General features: G+C 67.5%; 20 protein-coding genes. 15 read left to right on the forward strand and 5 right to left on the reverse strand.

Translation table 11 applies throughout. From position 1 onward, the window contains the following. The first annotated feature begins 153 nt into the window (after positions 1 to 153). Both thrA and ABQ137_RS10045 read left to right on the forward strand, forming a co-directional pair. Complete coding sequence (gene thrA / locus ABQ137_RS10040; RefSeq protein ID WP_065050059.1) at positions 154 to 2,661, forward strand: bifunctional aspartate kinase/homoserine dehydrogenase I; 2,508 nt, start codon at positions 154 to 156, stop codon at positions 2,659 to 2,661. A 29-nt stretch (positions 2,662 to 2,690) separates the two neighbouring features. Beyond that, positions 2,691 to 3,641: a homoserine kinase gene (locus ABQ137_RS10045; RefSeq protein ID WP_102581199.1), complete on the forward strand. Its 951-nt coding sequence runs from the start codon at positions 2,691 to 2,693 to the stop codon at positions 3,639 to 3,641. 74 nt (positions 3,642 to 3,715) lie between these two features. Here ABQ137_RS10045 and ABQ137_RS10050 read toward each other — a convergent pair whose 3' ends face one another. Beyond that, complete coding sequence (locus tag ABQ137_RS10050) at positions 3,716 to 4,030, reverse strand: EthD family reductase (protein WP_047125476.1); 315 nt, start codon at positions 4,028 to 4,030, stop codon at positions 3,716 to 3,718. A 146-nt stretch (positions 4,031 to 4,176) separates the two neighbouring features. Between ABQ137_RS10050 and thrC the strand changes: the two genes are divergently transcribed. After that, positions 4,177 to 5,484: a threonine synthase gene (gene thrC / locus ABQ137_RS10055; RefSeq protein WP_349782245.1), complete on the forward strand. Its 1,308-nt coding sequence runs from the start codon at positions 4,177 to 4,179 to the stop codon at positions 5,482 to 5,484. A 101-nt stretch (positions 5,485 to 5,585) separates the two neighbouring features. Continuing rightward, a complete protein-coding gene (locus ABQ137_RS10060) occupies positions 5,586 to 6,332 on the forward strand; it encodes a murein L,D-transpeptidase catalytic domain family protein (protein WP_104595542.1) in 747 nt (248 codons plus the stop codon). A 245-nt stretch (positions 6,333 to 6,577) separates the two neighbouring features. Here ABQ137_RS10060 and ABQ137_RS10065 read toward each other — a convergent pair whose 3' ends face one another. Beyond that, on the reverse strand, positions 6,578 to 7,201 hold the full coding sequence (locus ABQ137_RS10065; protein ID WP_054592468.1) for a Crp/Fnr family transcriptional regulator: 624 nt from the start codon (positions 7,199 to 7,201) through the stop codon (positions 6,578 to 6,580). A gap of 245 nt (positions 7,202 to 7,446) precedes the next feature. Here ABQ137_RS10065 and hisS point away from each other — a divergent pair, with 245 nt between their 5' ends. The 11 genes from hisS (at position 7,447) to ABQ137_RS10120 (ending at position 18,311) form a co-directional block, all read left to right on the forward strand. Next, positions 7,447 to 8,880, forward strand: a complete 1,434-nt coding sequence (hisS, locus tag ABQ137_RS10070; RefSeq protein ID WP_104595543.1) for a histidine--tRNA ligase — start codon at positions 7,447 to 7,449, stop codon at positions 8,878 to 8,880. 223 nt (positions 8,881 to 9,103) lie between these two features. After that, a complete protein-coding gene (locus tag ABQ137_RS10075) occupies positions 9,104 to 9,430 on the forward strand; it encodes a YerC/YecD family TrpR-related protein (protein WP_039521339.1) in 327 nt (108 codons plus the stop codon). A 9-nt stretch (positions 9,431 to 9,439) separates the two neighbouring features. Beyond that, positions 9,440 to 10,354: an ATP phosphoribosyltransferase gene (gene hisG, locus ABQ137_RS10080; RefSeq protein ID WP_026064776.1), complete on the forward strand. Its 915-nt coding sequence runs from the start codon at positions 9,440 to 9,442 to the stop codon at positions 10,352 to 10,354. Continuing rightward, entirely contained in the window at positions 10,351 to 11,646 is a 1,296-nt protein-coding gene (gene hisD / locus ABQ137_RS10085) for a histidinol dehydrogenase (RefSeq protein WP_349782246.1), read from the forward strand. The genes hisG and hisD overlap by 4 nt, the downstream gene beginning before the upstream one ends. Next, positions 11,643 to 12,734, forward strand: a complete 1,092-nt coding sequence (gene hisC, locus ABQ137_RS10090) for a histidinol-phosphate transaminase (RefSeq protein WP_349782247.1) — start codon at positions 11,643 to 11,645, stop codon at positions 12,732 to 12,734. The genes hisD and hisC overlap by 4 nt, the downstream gene beginning before the upstream one ends. Continuing rightward, complete coding sequence (hisB, locus tag ABQ137_RS10095; protein WP_046342437.1) at positions 12,731 to 13,858, forward strand: bifunctional histidinol-phosphatase/imidazoleglycerol-phosphate dehydratase HisB; 1,128 nt, start codon at positions 12,731 to 12,733, stop codon at positions 13,856 to 13,858. Before hisC ends, hisB begins: the two co-directional genes overlap by 4 nt. After that, positions 13,855 to 14,457, forward strand: a complete 603-nt coding sequence (hisH, locus tag ABQ137_RS10100) for an imidazole glycerol phosphate synthase subunit HisH (RefSeq protein WP_039521347.1) — start codon at positions 13,855 to 13,857, stop codon at positions 14,455 to 14,457. Before hisB ends, hisH begins: the two co-directional genes overlap by 4 nt. Further along, positions 14,454 to 15,188 (forward strand): 1-(5-phosphoribosyl)-5-[(5-phosphoribosylamino)methylideneamino]imidazole-4-carboxamide isomerase, encoded by a 735-nt coding sequence (gene hisA, locus ABQ137_RS10105; protein ID WP_349782248.1) that lies wholly within the window; start codon positions 14,454 to 14,456, stop codon positions 15,186 to 15,188. Before hisH ends, hisA begins: the two co-directional genes overlap by 4 nt. Further along, the gene (hisF, locus tag ABQ137_RS10110; protein ID WP_226427772.1) at positions 15,182 to 15,958 is read left to right on the forward strand and encodes an imidazole glycerol phosphate synthase subunit HisF; all 777 of its coding nucleotides are present in this window, start codon (positions 15,182 to 15,184) and stop codon (positions 15,956 to 15,958) included. Before hisA ends, hisF begins: the two co-directional genes overlap by 7 nt. Then, complete coding sequence (gene hisIE / locus ABQ137_RS10115; protein ID WP_104608513.1) at positions 15,948 to 16,568, forward strand: bifunctional phosphoribosyl-AMP cyclohydrolase/phosphoribosyl-ATP diphosphatase HisIE; 621 nt, start codon at positions 15,948 to 15,950, stop codon at positions 16,566 to 16,568. The genes hisF and hisIE overlap by 11 nt, the downstream gene beginning before the upstream one ends. 156 nt (positions 16,569 to 16,724) lie before the next feature. Next, positions 16,725 to 18,311, forward strand: a complete 1,587-nt coding sequence (locus ABQ137_RS10120) for a calcineurin-like phosphoesterase C-terminal domain-containing protein (RefSeq protein ID WP_349782249.1) — start codon at positions 16,725 to 16,727, stop codon at positions 18,309 to 18,311. Between the two features lie 274 nt (positions 18,312 to 18,585). Here ABQ137_RS10120 and ABQ137_RS10125 read toward each other — a convergent pair whose 3' ends face one another. The 3 genes from ABQ137_RS10125 to ABQ137_RS10135 all read right to left on the reverse strand — a co-directional run bounded on the left by ABQ137_RS10125 (position 18,586) and on the right by ABQ137_RS10135 (position 21,244). Then, positions 18,586 to 19,662: a C13 family peptidase gene (locus ABQ137_RS10125; protein ID WP_349782251.1), complete on the reverse strand. Its 1,077-nt coding sequence runs from the start codon at positions 19,660 to 19,662 to the stop codon at positions 18,586 to 18,588. Between the two features lie 314 nt (positions 19,663 to 19,976). Then, positions 19,977 to 20,675 (reverse strand): acireductone synthase, encoded by a 699-nt coding sequence (gene mtnC, locus ABQ137_RS10130; RefSeq protein WP_349782253.1) that lies wholly within the window; start codon positions 20,673 to 20,675, stop codon positions 19,977 to 19,979. Between the two features lie 2 nt (positions 20,676 to 20,677). Then, positions 20,678 to 21,244, reverse strand: a complete 567-nt coding sequence (locus ABQ137_RS10135; protein WP_024937737.1) for a 1,2-dihydroxy-3-keto-5-methylthiopentene dioxygenase — start codon at positions 21,242 to 21,244, stop codon at positions 20,678 to 20,680. Between the last annotated feature and the right edge of the window lie 6 nt (positions 21,245 to 21,250).

Here is a 21,250-nt window from a genome sequence, read left to right on the forward strand (position 1 = left end):
ATTAGCACCACCATTACCACCGTCACCATTCGCCCGGTGCGGCCCGTCGTCTTCGCGTAACTTCCGAAAACAACGGCCCCGCACCCGGATCAGGATGCGGGGGCTTTCCTCCCTCATCTGATGCGGACGGGGCCTCCCTAACGAGGTCTGTCGATGTCATCGCCTGTTGTTTTGCTCGAACCCGCCGCTGTTGCCGCATCTTCCGCACGCACCGTCGTGCACAAATTCGGCGGCACGTCGGTGGCCGATGCCGAGCGCTACCGGCATGTGGCGCAGCTGTTGCTGGCACGCGACGAGTCGGTGCAGGTCACCGTGGTGTCGGCGATGAAGGGGGTGACCGATGCCTTGATCGCGCTGGCCGAACTGGCCGCGCAGAACCGCCCCGAATGGCGCGAGCGCTGGCATGAGACGCGGGCGCGCCATCGCGGTGCGGCGGTGGCCCTGCTGGGCGAGCATTCCGGGCCGACCGTCGAATGGCTGGACGAGCGCTTCGAGCATCTGTCGCAGATTCTCGGCGCCTTGGCGGTGATCGGCGAGCTGCCGCGCGAGGTGCTCGACCGCGTGCAAGGTCTGGGCGAGGTGTATTCGGCGCAATTGCTGGGCGACCATTTCCGTGCGCTTGGCGAGGATTGCGCGGTGCTGGATGCGCGCGATGTGCTGGTGGTCAACCGTGGCGAACTGGGTGTCGATGTGGACTGGGACACCAGCGCGCAGCGCCTTGCCACCTGGCGCCAGGCGCATCCGCAGACGCGCGTGGTGGTCACCGGGTTTGTGGCGCGCGACCGCGCCGACCGCATCACCACGTTGGGGCGCAACGGCAGCGATTATTCCGGTGCAATTTTCGCGGCCTTGTTCGATGCCGATGAGCTGCATATCTGGACCGACGTGGACGGCGTACTGTCGGCCGACCCGCGCGTGGTGCCCGAAGCGGTGCAACTGGAAACGCTGAGCTACGACGAGGCCTGCGAGCTGGCCTATTTCGGCGCCAAGGTGGTGCACCCGCAGACCATGTCGCCGGCCATCGAGCGCGGCTTGCCGATCATCATCCGCAACACGTTCCAGCCCGAACATCCGGGTACGCGCATCACCGCCAGCAGCGCGGTGAGCGGGCCGATCAAGGGGCTGACGCTCAGCCCCGACCTGGCCGTGCTGAATCTGGAAGGCACTGGATTGATCGGCGTGCCCGGCACCGCCGAGCGCGTGTTCGCGGCGCTGCGCACGGCGCAGGTGTCGGTGGTGATGATCTCGCAGGGCTCGTCCGAGCATTCGATCTGTTGCGTGGTCAAGCAGCACGAGTCCGAGCGCGCGCGCAATGCCTTGCTGCAGGCGTTTGCGCATGAACTCACGGTCGGTCAGGTGCAGCGTGTGCAGCTGACCACCGGCATCAGTGTGCTCGCCGCAGTGGGCGATGGCATGGCCGGACAGCCGGGCGTGGCGGCGCGGCTGTTCGAGTCACTGGGGCGTGCGCAGGTCAATATCCTGGCGATCGCACAGGGTTCGTCGGAGCGCAACATCTCGGTGGCCATCGACGCAGCGCATGCGACCAAGGCCTTGCGCGCTGCGCATGCCGGCTTCTGGCTGTCGCCGCAGACGTTCTCGGTGGGCGTGATTGGCCCGGGTAACGTGGGCGCGGCGTTGCTGGACCAGTTGCGCATTGCGCAGCCGCAGTTGCTGGGCAAGGCCAACCTGGATCTGCGCCTGCGCGCGGTGGTATCGCGTGGCCGCATGCTGCTGGACGAGCGCGGCCTGGTCGGCAACTGGCGCGATGCCTTCGCCTCCGCAGCCACCGCGACCGATCTGGAGCGTTTCACCACGCACCTGTTGTCCGCGCATCTGCCGCATACGGTGATCATCGATTGCAGCGGCAGCGCGGAAGTGGCCGATCGCTATGCGGAGTGGTTGGCTGCCGGCATCCATGTGGTGACGCCGAACAAGCAGGCCGGCTCCGGTCCGTTGCAGCGGTATCAGGCGATCCGTGCGGCGGCCGATGCCAGCGGCGCGCGCTTCCGTTACGAAGCCACCGTGGGCGCCGGCTTGCCGGTGATCACCACGCTGCGCGATCTGGTGGACACCGGCGATGCGGTGACCTCGATCGAAGGCATCTTCTCCGGCACGTTGGCCTGGCTGTTCAACAAGTACGACGGCAGCGTGCCGTTCGCCGAACTGGTGACGCAGGCGCGCGGCATGGGCTATACCGAACCGGATCCGCGCGACGATCTGTCGGGTGTGGATGTGGCGCGCAAGCTGGTGATCCTGGCGCGCGAAGCCGGGCGCGAGATCAGCCTGGAAGATGTGCAGGTCGAGAGCCTGGTGCCCGAAGCACTGCGTCAGGCCAGCGTGGACGATTTCATGGCGCGCCTGCATGAGGTGGATGCGACGTTCGCGCAGCGCCTGGCCGACGCACGTGCACGCGGCAATGTGCTGCGCTATGTCGCGCAGCTGCCGCCGGATCGCGCACCTAGCGTCGGCCTGGTCGAACTGCCGGCCGATCACGCGTTCGCCAACTTGCGCCTGACCGACAACGTGGTGCAGTTCACCACGCGTCGCTACTGCGAAAACCCGTTGGTGGTGCAAGGCCCGGGCGCTGGCCCGGAAGTCACCGCGGCCGGCGTGTTTGCCGATCTGCTGCGGGTGGCGGCGGGCGAGGGGGCACGCTTGTGAATCAGGCGGTTGCAGACCAGTCCGCGGAGATGCAACAGGTGGCGATTGCAGCGCGCGAGCTTGGCCAGGCACGCGCCTTCGCACCGGCCTCGGTGGCGAATGTGGCGGTGGGATTCGATCTGCTCGGCTATCCCATCGACGGCGTCGGCGACACCGTCACGGTGCGGCGCATCGATGCGCCCGTGGTGCGAATCGCCGCCATCCGCGGCACCACCGTGGCCCTGCCGCTGGATGCCGAACGCAACACGGCGGGTGCGGCCTTGATGTCGTTGCGCGCGGCGTTGTCGCTGCCGTTCGGCTTTGAAATCGAAATCGACAAAGGCATCGCCTTGAGTTCGGGCATGGGCGGCTCGGCAGCGTCATGCGTGGCGGCGTTGGTTGCCGCCAACGCGCTGCTGGACGCGCCGCTGCGCAACGAGCAGCTCTACCAGCACGCACTCGATGGCGAGGCGGTGGCCAGTGGTAGCCGCCATGGCGACAACCTGGGGCCGCTGTTTCTAGGCGGCTTGGTGTTGTGCACGTTGGAGCGGCTGGTGCCGATCAACGTGCCGGCTGCATGGCATAGCCTGCTGGTGCATCCGGATGCGGTGCTGGAAACGCGCCGCGCGCGCGAAGCCCTGGCCGGCGACTATCAGCTGCGCGAGTTCGTCGCGCAGAGCACCAATCTGGCCTTGGTGCTGGCCGGCTGCCATGCCGGCGATGCGGGGTTGGTGCGTGCGGGCCTGCGCGATGTGCTGGTCGAACCACGCCGTGCGCCCTTGATCGCCGGCTTTGCCGCTGCCAAGCAGGCCGCGCTGGATCACGACGCCTTGGGCGCCAGCATCTCCGGCGCCGGCCCCAGTGTGTTCGCCTGGTTCGCATCGCGCGCGGCCGCCGACGCGGCCGCCGCATCGGTCAAGGCCGCCTTCGCAGGTGTTGGCCTGGACAGCCAGCACTGGGTGTCCCCGATCGCCAGCCCGGCCGCGCGGTTGCTCGCATGAGCCATCGCGCGGATGTCGTCGTCGATCGATCGCCCGCGCACGGCAGGCAGGCCGTGCAGCGCGCAAGGCACGCTTTAACCGACCACCACCTCGCTGATCTGCATCACTGGCGCAAGATCGGTGTAGTTGGCGATATCGGCGAGAATCTCCTCGGCGTGCGGCCCGAAGCTGGCGCCGAAGGCCTCCACCGACTCGCAGAAGATATGGCACATGCCGATGAAGGCCGGGGGGCTGCCCGGCTCGCCGCCGCTGATGCCCTTGTCCACCGTATAGCGCAGGCAGGCCGCGCCCATCCGCGCGCTCACCAGCGGCATGTGCGCGTCGCGATAGTAGGCGTGGTCGAAGCGGGCGCCTTCGCGGTACGGGTACATCACGCTGACCTTGATCATCTGCCGGCTCCACTGGAAGGTGCGCGCAGCATAGCGCTGCGCCGCCCTTGCCGGGCGCCGCCGCAACGCGGCGCTGCCATGCCGCAGTGTCCGGCCTTCTCATTCACGGGCCACGCCCCGTCTTCGTCTTGTCTGGAGTCGTCACCATGAACTTCCTCTCCACCCGTGGCGGCGCGCCCGCCGCAAGCCTGAGCCAGGCGATTGCCGCCGGCCTGGCGCCCGATGGCGGCCTGTACGTGCCGCAGACCCTGCCACCGGCACGCACGCTGACGGCCGGCACCACCTTGGCCGACACCGCCGCCACGTTGCTGCAGCCGTTCTTCGACGGCGATGCGCTGGCGGCCGAGCTGCCGGCCATCTGTGCCGAAGCCTTCGACTTCCCGGCGCCGCTGGTGGCCCTGGGCACGCCCGGCGACTACGCGCTGGAGCTGTTCCATGGCCCGACCGCCGCGTTCAAGGATTTCGGCGCGCGCTTTCTTGCCGCCTGCCTGACCCGCCTGCGCCGTGCCGAAGACCGCCCGCTCACCATCCTGGTCGCCACCTCCGGCGACACCGGCGCTGCGGTGGCCGCGGCATTCCACCGCCAGCCGGGTCTGCGCGTGGTGGTGCTGTATCCGGATGGGCGCGTGTCGCCGCGCCAGGCGCATCAGCTGGGCTGCTTCGGCGACAACATCCACGCCCTGCGCGTGGCCGGCTCGTTCGACGATTGCCAGGCGATGGTCAAGCAGGCCTTGAACGATGCCGCGCTGCAGGCGCAGCTGCCGCTGAGTTCGGCCAACAGCATCAGCTTGGGCCGCTTGCTGCCGCAGATGAGCTATTACGCGCACGCCGCCCTGCAGCACCATGCCGGCGCGGGGGCGGCGCTGAATCTGGTGGTGCCCACCGGCAACCTGGGCAACGGGCTGGCGGCGATCCTGGCGCGCGCGCTCGGTGTGCCGCTGGGCCGTATCGCGTTGGCGTCCAATGCCAATCATGTGTTGCCGGATTATTTTGCCGGCGACGATTACGCGCCGCAGCCCAGCATCGCCACGCTGGCCAATGCGATGGATGTGGGTGCGCCGAGCAACTTCGAACGGCTGCGCTGGCTCTACCAGGGCGACGATGCGGCGCTGCGCGAGGCCTTCCGTGCGCTCTCGGTGGACGATGCTGCGATCCGCCACACCGTGCAGCAGCGCTTTGCGCACTACGGCGAAGTGCATTGCCCGCATACCGCCACCGCCGTGCATGTGCTGGAGCAGCTGCGCGCAGAAGGGGCCGAGGGGGGCACCGGCGACTGGGCGGTGGCGGCCACCGCACATCCGGCCAAGTTCGAAGGCGTGGTCGAGCCGCTGATCGGGCGTGAGGTGGAGGCGCCGCCGGCACTGGCCGCGCTGCTGCAGCGTCCTGCATATGCCGAAACCCTGGCGCCGGACTATGCGGCGTTCCGGCAGCGCCTGCTTGCGGATGCCGCCTGACCGAACGCGTTCAGCCTGCCGGGGTTGGAAAGTGCCGCACATGCGGCTATTTGTAGGGGGTGCGGTTCCGCCATGGCGCCGCGTCCGATGTGGGTCGTTGCATGTCTTATCGAGTGATCGCCGTTGCCGCCGCGTTGTGCGGGTGGGCAGCGGCTGGAATGGCCAGTGCGGCCGATGCCATCTCCGCCGCGCCGTTGCCGGGACTGGGCGCACCGCGTATCGGTCTGGTCGATGCATTGGCGCGGCAGGCGCCGTCGCTGGATCGCCAGGTGCTGGCCCTGGCGGCCGAGGCGCTGCAATGCGCGCGGCAGCGCCAGCAGGTGGGCGCCGAACGCGTGCTCAGCGTCATCGACTACAGCCGGCCGTCGACCGAGCGCCGGCTGTGGGTGTTCGATCTGGAGCGGCAGCGGCTGCTGTTCCAGGAATGGGTGGCGCATGGGCGCAATACCGGCAACAACCTAGCGGCCAAGTTTTCCAACGACGACGGCAGTTTCCAGTCCAGCCTGGGCGCGTTCACCGCGCAGGAGTCATATACCGGCCACAACGGTTATTCGTTACGGCTGAAGGGCCTGGAGCCCGGCTTCAACGACCATGCGCGCGACCGCGCGATCGTGATCCACGGCGCGCCCTATGTCAGCGAGGCGGTGATCCGCACGCAGGGCCGGCTTGGCCGCAGCCTGGGCTGCCCGGCGGTGCGTCCGGCGGTGGCCAGACAGTTGATCGATACCTTGCGTGAAGGCGCCTTCGTATTCGCCTACTACCCGGACCGGGCCTGGCTGCGGCAATCGCGGCTACTGGGTGGCGGCTGCGGTGCGGCGGTGGCGAGTGCGACTGTGGGCGGTCGCTGAGTCGTTGTAGGCGGCGCGGGCTGTGAAGATCGCCCGATCAGCCTGAAGTGCTGGCATCGCGTTCGAATCTGCGGGTCAGTCATGCGGCGACGCTTGCTGTCTGCGCGACGCGCAAAGCGCGGCCGGTGGTCTGGTGCAGACTGGCGCGCAAGGAATCCCGCGTTTGGTGATGCCAACGGTCGCACCGCTTGCGCCTATGGATGCGTGCGCTCGCTGGTCGCATCGGTCCTGCTGGCCGTCGCGTCTCAGACGGTATCGCCCGCCAGGCTGCGCAGCGCCGCGTAATCCAGGATCTGCACCAGATGCAGCTGCGGCAGCGCGATCAGTTGCTGTTGCCGCAGCTTGGTGAAGGTGCGGCTCACCGTTTCCACGGTCAGCCCCAGGTGGTCGGCGATATCGCTGCGGCTCATCGGCAGGGCGACGGTGTCGCCGCTGGCGCCGGGCTGGGTGGAGCGGGCGGCCAGTCGCAGCAGGAAGTGCGCCAGCCGTTCGCCCGGTTGCAGGCGCGCCAGCAGCAGGCCGGTGTCCTGCGCGGCGGCCAGCTCCATGCTGGCACGCTGCAGCAGCTTGCGTTCCAGCTGCGGGTAGCGCTCGCGCAACTGGCGCATCTGCGCCAGCGGCGTGCGGCAGACCCGGCTGTCGATGATGGCTTCGATATCGTGGCGGTGCTGCGGGGTTTCGGTCAGCCCCACGTAATCGCCCGGCAGCACGAAGCCGGTGACCTGGCGGCGGCCGTCGGCCAGCGTGCGCACCATGCGCAGCGCACCGGAGGTCAGCGTATAGACGTGGTGGCGGGTGTCGCCGGCGCGCACCAGGGTGCTGCCGGGCGCGTAGGACTGGGCGCTGGTGGCCTGGTCGAGTGCGTCCATTTCCTGCGGCGACAGCGCCGCGCAGATGGCCCGGCCGCGGACCGCACACTGTGCGCAGTCGGAGCCGCGCGCATCGGTGCGCGTGGCCGCGCCGGGCGCCGGGCAGGTCGTGCTGGGGTCTGGAAGCTGCCGGTACATGAGTCACGCACTGCTGGAATGCGTGTGAATGATACGCCATGCGGTCAGCGCGGCCGGCAGCCGGTAGAATTGCGCGTTCGCCACATTGCCCTGCAGGAGTTTCGCTCGTGATCAAGCCCCGTACGCCGCCCGGCATCATGGAATTGCTGCCGCGCGAGCAGATCGCGTTCCAGCGCATGCTGGACGTCATCCGCCGCAACTACGAGCGGTTCGGGTTCCTGCCGGTCGAAACCCCGGTGTTCGAGCTGTCCGATGTGTTGCTGACCAAGTCCGGCGGCGAGACCGAGCGCCAGGTCTACTTCGTGCAGTCCACCGGCGCGCTGGCCAATGCCGCCGCGGCGGCAGACGAGGGCGGCGAGGGCGGCCTGCCGGAGCTGGCGCTGCGTTTCGACCTGACCGTGCCGCTGGCCCGCTACGTGGCCGAGCACGAGCACGACTTGAGCTTCCCGTTCCGCCGCTACCAGATGCAGCGCGTGTATCGCGGCGAGCGTGCCCAGCGCGGGCGGTTCCGCGAGTTCTACCAGTGCGACATCGACGTGATCGGCAAGGATGCGTTGAGCATCCGCTACGACGCCGAAGTGCTGGCGGTGATCCACGCGGTGTTCGCCGAGCTGGGCATCGGCGCGTTCAAGGTGCAGTTGAACAACCGCAAGCTGCTGCGCGGCTTCTTCGAAAGCCTGGGCGTGGCCGAGGGCGAGCTGCAGCTGGCGGTGTTGCGCGAGGTCGACAAGATCGACAAGCGCGGCGCCGATTACGTGCGCGACACGCTGGTGGGCGAAGGCTTCGGCATCGCCGCCGCGCAGGTCGACAAGATCCTGGCCTTCGTGGCGGTGCGCTCGAACGGGCATGCCGATGCGCTGGCGCAGCTGCAGGCGCTGGAGGCCTCGGTCGCTGCGAGCGCGACGCTGGGCGAGGGCATCGCCGAGTTGCGCGAGGTGCTGGAACTGGTCAAGGCACTGGGTGTGCCCGAGAGCGCGTACTGCCTGAATTTCTCGATCGCGCGCGGGCTGGACTACTACACCGGCACGGTCTACGAGACCACGCTGACCGACCACCCGCAGATCGGCTCGATCTGCTCGGGCGGCCGTTACGAAAGCCTGGCCAGCCACTACACCAAGTCCAAGTTGCCCGGCGTTGGCATTTCGATCGGCCTGACCCGGCTGTTCTGGCAGCTGCGCGAGGCCGGCCTGATCCAGGGCATCGCCGAGAGCAGCGTGCACGCAATGGTGGCGCTGATGGACGAGTCGCGCCTGGACGATGCGCTGGATATCGCGCGCCGGCTGCGCATCGGCGGCATCAATACCGAAGTGCAGATGGAGCCGAAGAAGATCGGCAAGCAGTTCCAGTACGCCGCACGCGCGGGCATCCGCTTCGTGGTGCTGGCCGGCGACGACGAGCTGGCGCGCGGGGTGGTGGCGGTCAAGGACCTGGTGCGCGAGCAGCAGTTCGATGTGGCCCGCGACGAGCTGGCCAGCACCTTGCTGGTGGAGCTGGAGCAGGCCAGGGCGATGCTGGTGGCCGGTAACGTCAACGGCGATTGACGCCTCCGGAAGCAGCGCGATGGCGCCGCCAGGGTGGTAAAGACGGGTAGCGGCGCTCACGCCTGCCAAAGCGTGCACAGGCCCACTGGCACCTTGGTGTCGGTGGGTCTGTCGTTTCTGGTCCGCCGCCACGGTCCGGGACTTCTCTGAACGCTTCGCCCATCGGGCTTGTCTCAGGGACTGCCTCTGCGTTAATGTGCTAACACGCTATTACATTAACGCAATGAAACAACGACCTGCCCCCCGTGAAAGTGCCGATGCCGCCGCCTCCCTCAAGATGCTGGCCGATGCGCTGGCGTGCCTGAAGGAACCCGGCGCGGTCGAGGCCTTTCTGCGCGACCTGTGCACGCCCGCCGAGCTGGAGGCCATGTCCGACCGCTGGCGGGTGGTGCCCTTGTTGATCAAGGGCGTGCCGTATCGCGAAATCCACGAGCTGACCCAGGTCAGCGTGACCACCATCGGGCGCGTTGCGCGCACCCTGGAACATGGCGCCGGCGGCTATGCCGAGGCCCTGCGCGAGCAATCGTCGCGCCCTGTCGAATCCCACTGAGAGAACAAGATGAGTGCTTCCACGGCAGCGCCGGCACGTGACCGGTTGCGTATCGCCATCCAGAAGAGCGGCCGTCTGGCCGAACCGGCGCGCAGCCTGCTGGCGGCCTGCGGGCTGAGCTGGCGGCAGAGCCGCGACAAGCTGTTCTGCTACGGCGAATCGCTGCCGGTGGACCTGCTGCTGGTGCGCGACGACGACATCCCCGGCCTGATCGCCGATGGCGTCTGCGATCTGGGCATCGTTGGCCAGAACGAACTCGAAGAGCAGGCATCCGAGCGCCGCCGCAACGGCCTGCCGGCCGCGTATCACGCGGTGCGCGGAGTCGGTTTCGGCCAGTGCCGGTTGATGCTCGCGGTGCCGGAAGAGTGGGATTGGCAGGGCGTGGCGCAACTGGCCGGCAAGCGCATCGCCACCAGCTATCCTGCGATCCTGGCCGACTGGCTGGAGCGCCAGGGCATCGACGCGGCGGTGGTGGAGCTGTCCGGCTCGGTGGAGATCGCCCCGCGCCTGGGCACCGCCGATCTGATCTGCGATCTGGTTTCCAGCGGCGCCACCCTGGCCGCCAACCAGCTCAAGCCGGTCGAGCTGGTGATGGAGAGCGAAGCAGTGCTGGCCGGTGCGGTGCGCGAGCCGGCCGACGCACGCGCCGCGCTGCTGGCGATGCTGCTGCGGCGCATGGACGGCGTGCTCAAGCTGCGCGACAGCAAGCTGCTGATGTTCCGCGCTGAACACGGCAACGTGGATGCGCTGCGCCGTCTGCTGCCCGATGCAGAGCCGCTGGTGCAACTGCCCGACGATGGCAACGGCGCGTTGCGCCTGCAGACCATGTGTCATGGCGCGGTGACCTGGCAACGCTTGGAAGAACTCGAACGCGCAGGTGCGCAAGGTCTGATGGTGTTGACGGTGGAGCGCTCGCTGGCATGAATATTCTCGATTGGTCGCAACTGGATGCCGCTGCGCGGACGCAGGCATTGACCCGCCCGGTGCAGACCGTGGCCACGCAGACGCGCGACGCGGTGGCTGCATTGATTGCCGATGTGCGCGCGCGCGGCGATGCCGCCTTGCGCGAGATCACCGCGCGTTTCGATGGCGTGGCGCTGGACAGCTTTGCCGTGAGCGAGGCCGAATTCGCCGCCGCCGAAGCGGCCGTGGCGCCGGAACTGCGTCAGGCCATGCAGGATGCGGTGGCGCGCATCGACACCTTCCACCGCGCCGGCATGAGCGAGGGGTATGCGGTGGAGACCGCGCCGGGCGTGGTGTGCGAAAAGATCGTGCGGCCGATCGGCCGGGTCGGCCTGTACGTGCCGGCCGGCAGTGCGCCGTTGCCGTCGACTGCGTTGATGCTGGGCGTGCCGGCACGTCTGGCCGGGTGCCGCGAGGTGGTGTTGTGCACGCCGCCGCGCAAGGACGGCAGCGTGGATCCGGCAGTGCTGGTCGCCGCGCAGCTGACCGGCGTGCGCCGGGTGTTCAAGCTCGGCGGTGCGCAGGCGATTGCGGCAATGGCGTATGGCAGCGAATCGGTTCCGAGTTGCGACAAGCTGTTCGGCCCGGGCAACAGCTTCGTCACCGAGGCCAAGCAGCAGGTAGCGCAGTCCGGCGCGGCGGCCATCGACATGCCGGCCGGCCCGTCCGAAGTGCTGGTGATCGCCGATGCCGGTGCGCAGCCGGCCTTCGTTGCCGCCGATCTGCTGTCGCAGGCCGAACACGGCCCGGACTCGCAGGTGCTGCTGCTGTCCGACAGCGATGCGCTGATCGCGGCGGTGCAGGTGGAACTGGACACCCAGTTGGCGCAACTGTCGCGCGCCGGGATCGCAGGCCAGGCGCTGGCGCAATCGCGCCTGATCAAGGTGCAGACACTGGACGAGGCATTTGCGATCAGCAACCGCTATGCACCTGAGCATTTGATTCTCGCGCTGCGCGAGCCGCGTGCGTGGCTGAGCCAGGTCGAAGCGGCTGGCTCGGTGTTTCTCGGCGATTACACGCCCGAAGCATTGGGCGATTACTGCAGCGGCACCAACCATGTGTTGCCGACCAGCGGCGCGGCGCGCGCCTATAGCGGCGTAAGCGTGGCCAGCTTCCAGAACATGGTCAGCGTGCAGGCCGCCAGCAAGGCCGGCATCGACGGCATCGGCGCATGCGCGCTGATTCTGGCGCGCGCCGAAGGCCTGGATGCGCACGCCAATGCAGTGGCATTGCGCATGGGAGTGGCAGCATGAGCACGTCATCGATTCTGGACCTGGTGCGCGAGGACCTGCGTGCGTTCGCCGGCTATTCGTCGGCACGCACCAGCGCTTTGCAGGGCGATGTGTGGCTCAACGCCAACGAGTCGGCTTGGGGCAATCCGGCCGACCCGGGCGCGAGCACGCGGCGGTATCCGGATCCGCAACCCAAGGGCTTGCGCAGCGCACTGGCGACGCTGTACGGCTGCGCGCCCGAGCAGCTGTTGATCGGCCGCGGCAGCGACGAGGCGATCGATCTGCTGGTGCGCGGCCTGTGCGCCCCCGGGCGCGATGCGGTGGTGGTGACGCCGCCGGTGTTCGGCATGTACGCGGTGTGCGCACGCCTGCAGAACGCACCCCTGGTCGAGGTGCCGCTGGTGGACGGGCCTGCGGGTTTTCACGCGGATATCCCGGCGATCGTCGCGGCAGCGCTGGCCTCGCAGGCCAAGCTGGTGTTCCTGTGTTCGCCGTCCAACCCGGCCGGCTCGGCGATTGCCCTGGACGAGATCGAAACCGCCGTGCAGGCCCTGCAGGGCAAGGCGCTGGTGGTGGTCGACGAGGCCTACGGCGAATTCTCCGATGTGCCATCGGCTGTGAGCCTGCTTGCGCGCTACGACAATCTGGCGATGTTGCGCACGCTGTCCAAGGCGCATGCGCTGGCAGCGGCGCGCATCGGCAGCCTGATCGCCAACGCCGAGCTGATCGCCCTGCTGCGGCGCTGCCAGGCGCCGTACCCGGTGCCGACGCCGTGCGCGGCAATGGCCGAGCAGGCCTTGTCGGCGCCTGCGCTGGAGGTCACGCGTCGGCGCATCGCCGAGGTGCGCAGCGAGCGCACGCGCGTGCACCAGGCGCTCGAGCAACTGGCCGGGGTGCGTCAGGTGTATCCCTCGCAGGGCAACTTCTTGCTGGTGCGCTTCGACGATGCCGAGGCGGCATTCCAGGCATTGCTGGAGGCCGGTGTGGTGGTACGCGACCAACGCGCGGTTGCGCAGCTGTCCGACGCGCTGCGCATCACCCTGGGCACGCCCGAACAGAACGAGCGCGTGCTGAGCGCGCTGCAACGCAAGCAGGAGGCCGCCGCATGACCCCGATTCTTTTCGTCGACCGCGACGGCACGCTGATCACCGAGCCGGCCGATTACCAGATCGACGCCTACGAAAAACTGCGCCTGGTCGACAACGTGATTCCGGCGATGCTCAAGTTGCGCGATGCCGGCTATCAGTTCGTCATCGTCAGCAACCAGGACGGGCTGGGCAGCGACAGCTATCCGCGCGCGTCCTTCGATGGCCCCAACAACCTGATGCTGCAGATCTTCGCCAGCCAGGGCATCGTGTTCCGCGAGGTGTTGATTGATTGCAGCTGGCCGGCCGACAACGCGCCCACGCGCAAACCCGGTGTCGGCCTGATGGTGCCTTACCTGCAGGACCGCACGATCGACTGGGCACGCTCGGCAATGGTGGGCGACCGCATCACCGACATCCAGTTCGCGCAGAACCTCAATATCCGTGGCTTCCAGTTGCGCACCGACGAGTTCGGTGGCGAGTGGGACTGGCCCGGCATCGCGCACGAGCTGGCCGATGCGCCAAGGCGTGCGGTGGTTCAACGCAACACCAAGGAAACCAAGATCCGCGTCGAACTGGATCTGGACCGCGTGGCCGAGCCGAAGACCGCCACCGGCCTGCCGTTTTTCGATCACATGCTGGAACAGATCGGCAAGCACGGCGGTTTTGCGCTGGACATCCGCGCTGAAGGCGACCTGCACATCGACGAGCACCACACCATCGAAGACACCGGTCTGGCGCTGGGCCAAGCCTTGCGCGAAGCGCTGGGCGACAAGCGCGGCATCGGCCGTTACGGCTTCGATCCCGATGACAGCCCGTGGCGCGTGGCCGGCGCCACCGCGCAGCATGGCTTCACGCTGCCGATGGACGAAACCATCGCCAGTGCCGCGCTGGATTTCAGTGGCCGGCCGTACTTCGTGTTCGAAGGCGAGTTCAAACGCGAGCGCGTGGGCGACATGCCGACCGAACTGGTGCCGCATTTCTTCCGCTCGATCTGCGACGCCTCCGGTTTGAACCTGCACCTTAGCGTGCGCGGTGAGAACGATCACCACAAGGTCGAAGCCTGCTTCAAGGCCCTGGCGCGTGCGTTGCGCCAGGCGATCCGTCGCGAAGGCACCGCGTTGCCCACCACCAAGGGTGCGCTATGACCGATGTCGCGTTGATCGATGCCGGCGGCGCCAATCTGGGCTCGGTGCGCTACGCGTTGGAGCGGCTGGGCGTGGAAGCGCGCCTGGTACGTGATGCAGCCGGGTTGCAGGGCGCGCAGCGGGTGATCCTGCCTGGCGTCGGCGCTGCGCCCGAAGCGATGTCGCGCCTGCGCGCACAGGGCCTGGTCGAGCCGTTGCGACAACTGCAGGTGCCGCTGATCGGCATCTGCTTAGGGATGCAGTTGCTGTTCGAGCATTCCGAAGAAGGCGATGTCGACTGCCTGGGTCTGCTGCCGGGCATCGTGCGTCACATGACGCCGGCGCTCGGCATTCGCGTACCGCATATGGGTTGGAATCAGCTGGTGCCGATGCGCGCGTCCGCGCTGCTGGACGGACTGCCAGAGCGTGCCAGTGCGTATTTCGTGCATGGTTATGCCGCGCCGGTGACGGCCGACACCGTGGCCGCCTGCGATCACGGTGGCCTGTTCACAGCGGTGGTGCAGCAAGGCCTGCGCTGCGGCGCGCAGTTCCACCCCGAGCGTTCGGCCGAAACCGGTGCACGCATCCTGCGCAATTTTCTTGAGATGAGCTTCCCATGAGTTTCACCGTTTACCCGGCCCTGGATATCCGCAACGGCCGCGTGGTGCGCCTGCTGCAAGGCGATTACGCACGCGAGACGCAGTACGGCGACGATGTGCTGCCGCGCGCGCAGGCGTTTGCCGATGCCGGCGCGCAGTGGATGCATCTGGTCGATCTGGATGCGGCAAAGGCCGGTGGTTACACGCTGGCCACCACACTGGGCGAGATCGCACGTGCCACCGGCTTGCGGGTGCAGACGGGTGGTGGCGTGCGCTCACGCGAGGACGTGGCGCGTATCCTCGATGCCGGCGCCGCACGCGTGGTGATCGGCTCGTTGGCGGTGCGCCAGCCCGACAGCGTTATCGAATGGCTGCAGGAATTTGGCGCCGATCGGTTGACCATCGCGCTGGACACGCGCCAGGACGCCGACGGCATATGGCAGTTGCCGGTGCACGGCTGGACCGAGCCCGCCGAGGCCACGCTGGATCAGTTGGCCGTACGTTACGCGCAGGCCGGCCTGCAGCATCTGCTGTGCACCGACATCGCGCGCGACGGCATGCTGTCCGGCCCGAACATGGATTTGTACGCGCACCTGCGCACGCTGGCGCCGCAGTTGCAGGTGCAGGTGTCCGGTGGTGCGCGCAACCTGGCCGATGTCGCGGCCGCCAAGGCTGCCGGCTGCGCCGGCATCGTGCTCGGCAAGGCCTTGCTGGAAGGGCATCTGGCGTTGAAGGAGGCACTGGCATGCTGAGCCGCCGTATCATTCCGTGCCTGGACGTGCGCGACGGGCGCGTGGTCAAGGGCGTCAAGTTCCGCGACCACATCGACATGGGCGACATCGTCGAACTGGCGCTGCGCTACCGCGAGCAGGGCGCAGACGAACTGGTGTTCTACGACATCGGTGCCAGCCCGGAAGGGCGCTCGGTCGACTACACCTGGGTCGAGCGGGTGGCGCGGCTGATCGATATCCCGTTCTGCGTGGCCGGTGGCATCGGTAATGTCGAAACCGCGCGCGCGGTGCTGCATGCCGGTGCCGACAAGATTTCGATCAACTCGCCGGCGCTTGGCAGGCCGCAGTTGATCTCCGAGCTGGCCGACGCCTTCGGCGTGCAATGCGTGGTGGTCGGTGTCGACTCGATTCGTGAGGACGATGGGCAGTGGAGGGTGCGTCGCTATACTGGCGACCCGAGCAAGACCCAGGCCTTGCCGATGCGCACGCTGGACTGGGTGGCCGAAGCGCAGCGCCTGGGTGCGGGCGAGATCGTGCTCAACTGCATGGACAACGACGGCGTGCGGCGCGGCTACGACATCGCGCAGCTGCGTCAGGTGCGCGCGCTCTGCCACGTGCCGTTGATCGCCTCCGGCGGTGCTGGCGAGATGCAGCATTTTGCCGACGTGTTCGACCAGGCCGATGTCGATGGCGCGCTGGCGGCAAGCGTGTTTCACAGCGGCGCGATTCCGATCCCGGCACTCAAGCAATTTTTGCGCGCGCAACAGATCGAGGTACGTGATGGGCAGTAACGAGACGGCAGCGGGCGACGCACTCGCCGCGCTGGACTGGAGCAAGGGCGAGGGCCTGTTGCCGGTGGTCGTGCAGGACGCCGACAACCTGCGCGTGCTGATGCTGGGTTACATGAACGCCGAAGCGCTGGCGGTGACGCAGCAGCGTGGCGAAGTGACCTTCTTCAGCCGCAGCAAGCAGCGCCTGTGGACCAAGGGCGAGAGCTCGGGCAACGTGTTGCGGGTGGTGTCGATCGAGACCGATTGCGACGCCGACACGCTGCTGGTGCAGGCGCGCCCGCACGGGCCGACCTGCCATCTGGGCCGCACTAGCTGCTTCCCGGGCGCGCCCGGCCAGTTCCTCGGCAGCCTGGATGCCTTGATCGCCACGCGCGAGCAGGAGCGCCCGCACGGCAGCTACACCACCAAGCTGTTCGAGCAGGGCATCCGCCGCATTGCGCAGAAGGTGGGCGAGGAGGGCGTGGAAACCGCCTTGGCCGGCGTGGTGCAGGGCGATGCCGAGTTGCTCGGCGAGTCTGCCGATCTGCTGTATCACCTGATCGTGCTGCTGCGTGCGCGAGGCCTGGGCCTGGGCGATGCGGTGGCGCTATTGGAGTCGCGGCACAAGTAACGTAGTCATGTAGGAGCGCACCCGGGCGCGACGCGTTAGGGGTAAGGCCCGTCGCGCCCGGGTGCGCTCCTACGGGGCACGTGTCGGCGTGTCTTTCGCGCCGTGCGCCTGGCGAGGGCGGGTACAATTTCCGCTGATCTTCGCGCGGGAAAACGCATGCAGCTTCGCTTCGCTCTGTTGGCCCTGGGTGTGCTCGCGGGAAGCGCCTACGCGCGCGATGCCGTGGTCGATGGCACCATCTACGAAGAACGCGACGGGCGTGCCGGGCGCAGCGCCGATGAGCCGGGCATTGCCGATGTAGCGGTCTCCAACGGCGAGCAACTGGTGCGTACCGACGCGCAAGGCCGCTATCGCCTGCCGGTGCGTGACGGGCAGACGGTGTTCGTGATCAAACCGGGCGAGCGCAGCTTCGTGCCAGCGGCCGACGGACTGCCGGGTTTCTGGCGTCACTACGCGCCCAAGGGCTCGGCCAAGCGCAAATACCCGGGCATCGCCGCAACCGGGCGCAATACGCAGCACTGGGATTTTGCGCTGACCCCGCGCGCCAGTGCCGGCAAGGAAGGCTTCCAGATGCTGGTGTTTGCCGACAGCCAGACCGCCAGCCTGACCGACGTGGGCTACTACCAGCGCGATATCGTGGCACCGATCGTCGGCAAGACCTCGGCCAGGCTGGGCACCACGCTGGGCGATATCGTCAGCGACGATCTGAGCCTGTACCCGGCCTTGAACAAGGTCACCACCCAATTGGGGGTGCCGTGGTTCCATGTGCCGGGCAATCACGATCTCAACGTCGACGCCGGCGACGATGCGCATTCGCTCGACAGCTGGCGTGCCGTCTACGGCCCGGACACCTATGCAGTGGAAGAGGCCAACGCCAGCTTCGTGTTCCTGGACGATGTGATCTATACGCCAGGCGGCAAACCGGCTTATGTGGGCGGCCTGCGCGAGGATCAGTTCACGTTCCTGCAGGCCTATCTGGCGCAGCTGCCGCGCGAGCGGCTGCTGGTGCTGGGCATGCATATTCCGTTGTTCGACGCGGCGCCGGGGCAGGAGACCTTTCGGCATGCCGATCGTCGCCGCCTGTTCGCCTTGTTGAAGGATTTTCCGCATGTGCTGGTGCTCAGCGCACACAGCCATACCCAGCGACAGGTCGATCACGGCGCCGACGAAGGTTGGCAGGGCGCCCGCCCGCTGCACGAATACAACGTCGGCGCGGCCTGCGGGGCGTTCTGGTCCGGTGCCAAGGATGCCGACGGCATTCCCGACGCGACGATGAGCGACGGCACGCCGAACGGGTACGCGGTGCTGCAGGTCGCGCCCGGCGGCGACTATACGCTGGCCTATCACGTCGCGCGCTCGGTCGATGATGCGCAACTGCTGCTGCACGCGCCCAAGGTGCTGCGCCAGGGTGCGTATGCGGCCTGGGGGATCTACGCCAATGTCTTCATGGGCCAAGACGACACCCTCGTCGAGATGCGCATCGACAATGGCGCATGGCAGCCGATGAAGCGGGTGGAGCGCGCCGATCCGCGCCTGCTGGCCGAGAACGTGCGCGACGATGCGGCCGAGCAATTGCGCGGCTACGACCGCTCGCCCGAGGCCACGCCGTCCACGCATCTATGGCGTGGTGCGTTGCCGACCACGCTGGAGGTGGGCGAGCACGCGGTGGACGTGCGCGCATCGCTGCCGACCGGGCAGTACAGCGCACGCACGGTGTATCGCTTGCAGCGCGCCGATCCCTGATAGGGATGCGTGCGTGGTGCGGGGGTTCTTGGGTGAAGCCCGTCGCGCATCAATGCGCTCCTACGGTGTTTGGTTGTTGGTTCGTTGATGCTTGAACCCTATCGCCGGAAACACAAACGCCTCCACGAGGGAGGCGTTTCGGGATCCGGGCTGGCAGGCGATGGCGCGCTGGCGGGGATCGGTGCTGGCTGGCGTGAGCTGGCTGGCCGGGCGAGTGTAGCGAGGCTGCGCCAGCGCTGACGAAATGAGAATTAGTCTCAGCGCGTGGCAATCTTCATGGCGTTGCGGGTGCCGGCACGGGCGACGGTTTGCGCGGGCTGGCCGGTGCGGCCGGCACCTTGACCTTGGTCGGATCGTCCAGCGACCTGCTATCGGGATCGGATTCCGGATCCTGGTCCTGCCCGGCATCCGGAGCGGTCTCCAGCGGCGGATACGGGTAGGCCACGGCCGGGCCTACCTGTAGTCCCGCACGCCAGCGTGCCAGCACCGGCGCGATGCGCTTGCCGAGTGATTGCTGCGGCAACGACGGCAGTTCGCCTTCCTGCTTCTCGCGCGCGGTGATCGCTGTCCTGGCCATATCGAATGCGGCCAGCGGGTCGTCGCTGCGGTTCATCGCATCGATCAGCCAAGCCTGGCCGAAGTAGGTTGCATTGGAGGTGTTGCCGCAGCCGAACGAGGGCCGGTCAGCACGCGCGGCGGTGAGGATCAGCGTGTCCGGCGAACGCAGCGCCGGAATGAAGCCGCCCGAGTAGCACGCCGACAGCACGATGATGCGATTGCCGATGCCGGCATCGTCCAATGCCTGCCGCAGATCCTGCGGGCTGATGAAGTCTTCCTCGTCCTGGTCCAGCTGCACGTACAGCGTGTGGTCTTCGGTGCCATGGGTGGTGACGAACAGCAGCAGCGCGTCTTCCTTGCGATCCATGCGCTTGCCGATTGCGGCGAGCGTGTCGTACAGGTTGTCATAGGTTGCCAGCGGTGCGTACGGCTGCTCGCCCAGATTGTCGGGGTTGTTGACCAGCGTCACCACGCGGCCGCGCGCAGCGAAGCGTTGTTCGAACAGCTGCCTGAGGTAGAGCGTCTCGTTGCGAAACACATCGTCGCTGGCATCGCCGGCGAAGCCGACCACATACAGGTCGGTCACCCCAGGACGCTGTGGCTGCAGCGCGTTCAATGCCTGCGCAAGCGCCGCCTGGTCGACCGGGTCGACCTCATCCTTGCCTGCCGCCGCCTGGTTCGGCAGTGCGGCACCGGCATCGGGATGACAGCCGGCCATCAAGGCCACGATGACGATCAACAAGGAGAGTCGCCGCAGCAAGGCGCTCGGTCCGAAAGGGGAATGCAGCGACATGACAAACGCCGAGGTCTGGGAGGACGGGTGGAGCGCGGGGGCGCAGTGATCGCAACGCAGGCCATGACGTTGCACAACGTCCATCGATCCGCTTCAAGCACATCTTGCAGAACACGTTGCCTGCAGCAGGCCTGCCAAGTCTCGCCACTGCGCATCGGCAAGGTCGGCTGAGCCACGCCTGCAACAGCGCCGCGGGCCTGCCGTCAGGCGGGTGCGCACGGCGCGCTTGAACCGCAATGCATCAGGAGCGCATGCAAGGTCGAGTAACAACTGCGCTCACCCGAGGATGAGCGCAGCGGGCTTGCCGATCGCGCTTACAGCGCCAGCTCGGTGAAACTTTCCACGCGCTGGTGGCTGCCGATCTCGTCGGCCGAGCGTGGGGTCGGGTAATCCTCGCGACGGTCCAGCAACGCGGTACGCAAGCCGGCACGCTTGGCGGCGTCCAGCTCTTCGATCACGTCCGACAGGAACAGGATTTCGCCCGGCGGCACGCCGATGCGTTCGGCGATGCGACGGTAGCTGGCGCTCTCGCGCTTGGGACCGACTTCGGTATCGAACCAGTCGGTGACCAGCGCGCTCAGGTCGCCGGCATCGCTATGGGCAAAGAACAGCTTCTGCGCCGGCACCGAGCCGGACGAATACACGTACAGCGGAATGCCGGCCGCATGCCAGGCCTGCAGCTGGATCGCCGCATCGGCATAGATGTGCGCGGTGAAGTCGGCGGTCTTGTAGCCGTCGCTCCAGATCATTCCCTGCAGCGCCTTGAGTGCGGTGTGCTTGCGATCCTCGTCGATCCAGGTCTGCAGGGTGCTGACCAGGACTTCGTCCGGCACGTCCTCGCCGATCTCGTCGGCCACCTGGTTGAGCCAGTGCCGCACCTGCGGGTGACCGCCGTGCTCCTGCACGTAGGCCGGCATGGCGCGGCGCGCATACGGAAACAACACGTCCTTGACGAACGAGATGCTGCTGGTGGTGCCTTCGATATCGGTGAGGATCGCTTGCGGTCGTGTCATCGTCAGCTGGCCTTTGGAGGTTTCTCGGGGGCGTAGCGGGGGAATTGTTGGGCGATTTCGGTGCCGGTGAAGTGGCCGACCCAGCCATCGGGCTCGGTGAAGAAGCGGATCGCCACGAAGTGCGGCTCCGGCCCCATGTCGAACCAGTGCAGGGTGCTGTCGGGCACGGCGATCAGGTCGTCCTTCACGCATTCGATCTCGTAGACCTTGTTGTCCACGTGCAGCGTGAACTGGCCCGAGCCGGCGACGAAGAAGCGCACCTCGTCTTCCTTGTGGAAGTGCTCGTCCAGGAACTTGGCGCGCATTTCCTCGCGCTTGGGATTGTCCGGCGCGATGCTGACCACATCGACGGTCTTCAGCCCACGCTCGGCGCTGAGCCGCTCGATATCCTCGCGGTAGGCTGCCATCACCTGCTCGGGTGATGCGCCCGGCTCGATCGGCTGATTGGCCTTCCAGCGCTCGAAGGTCACGCCGATCTTGCTCAGCTCGGCGGCAATCTGCTCGCCGTCGCGGCTATCGAGCTGCGGCAGGTTGGGATCGGAATCGTTGTAGATGCGAAGTCGGCTCATGGCGAT

This window comes from Xanthomonas sp. WHRI 8393, assembly GCF_040203315.1.
GTDB classification, from domain to species: Bacteria; Pseudomonadota; Gammaproteobacteria; order Xanthomonadales; family Xanthomonadaceae; genus Xanthomonas; species Xanthomonas arboricola.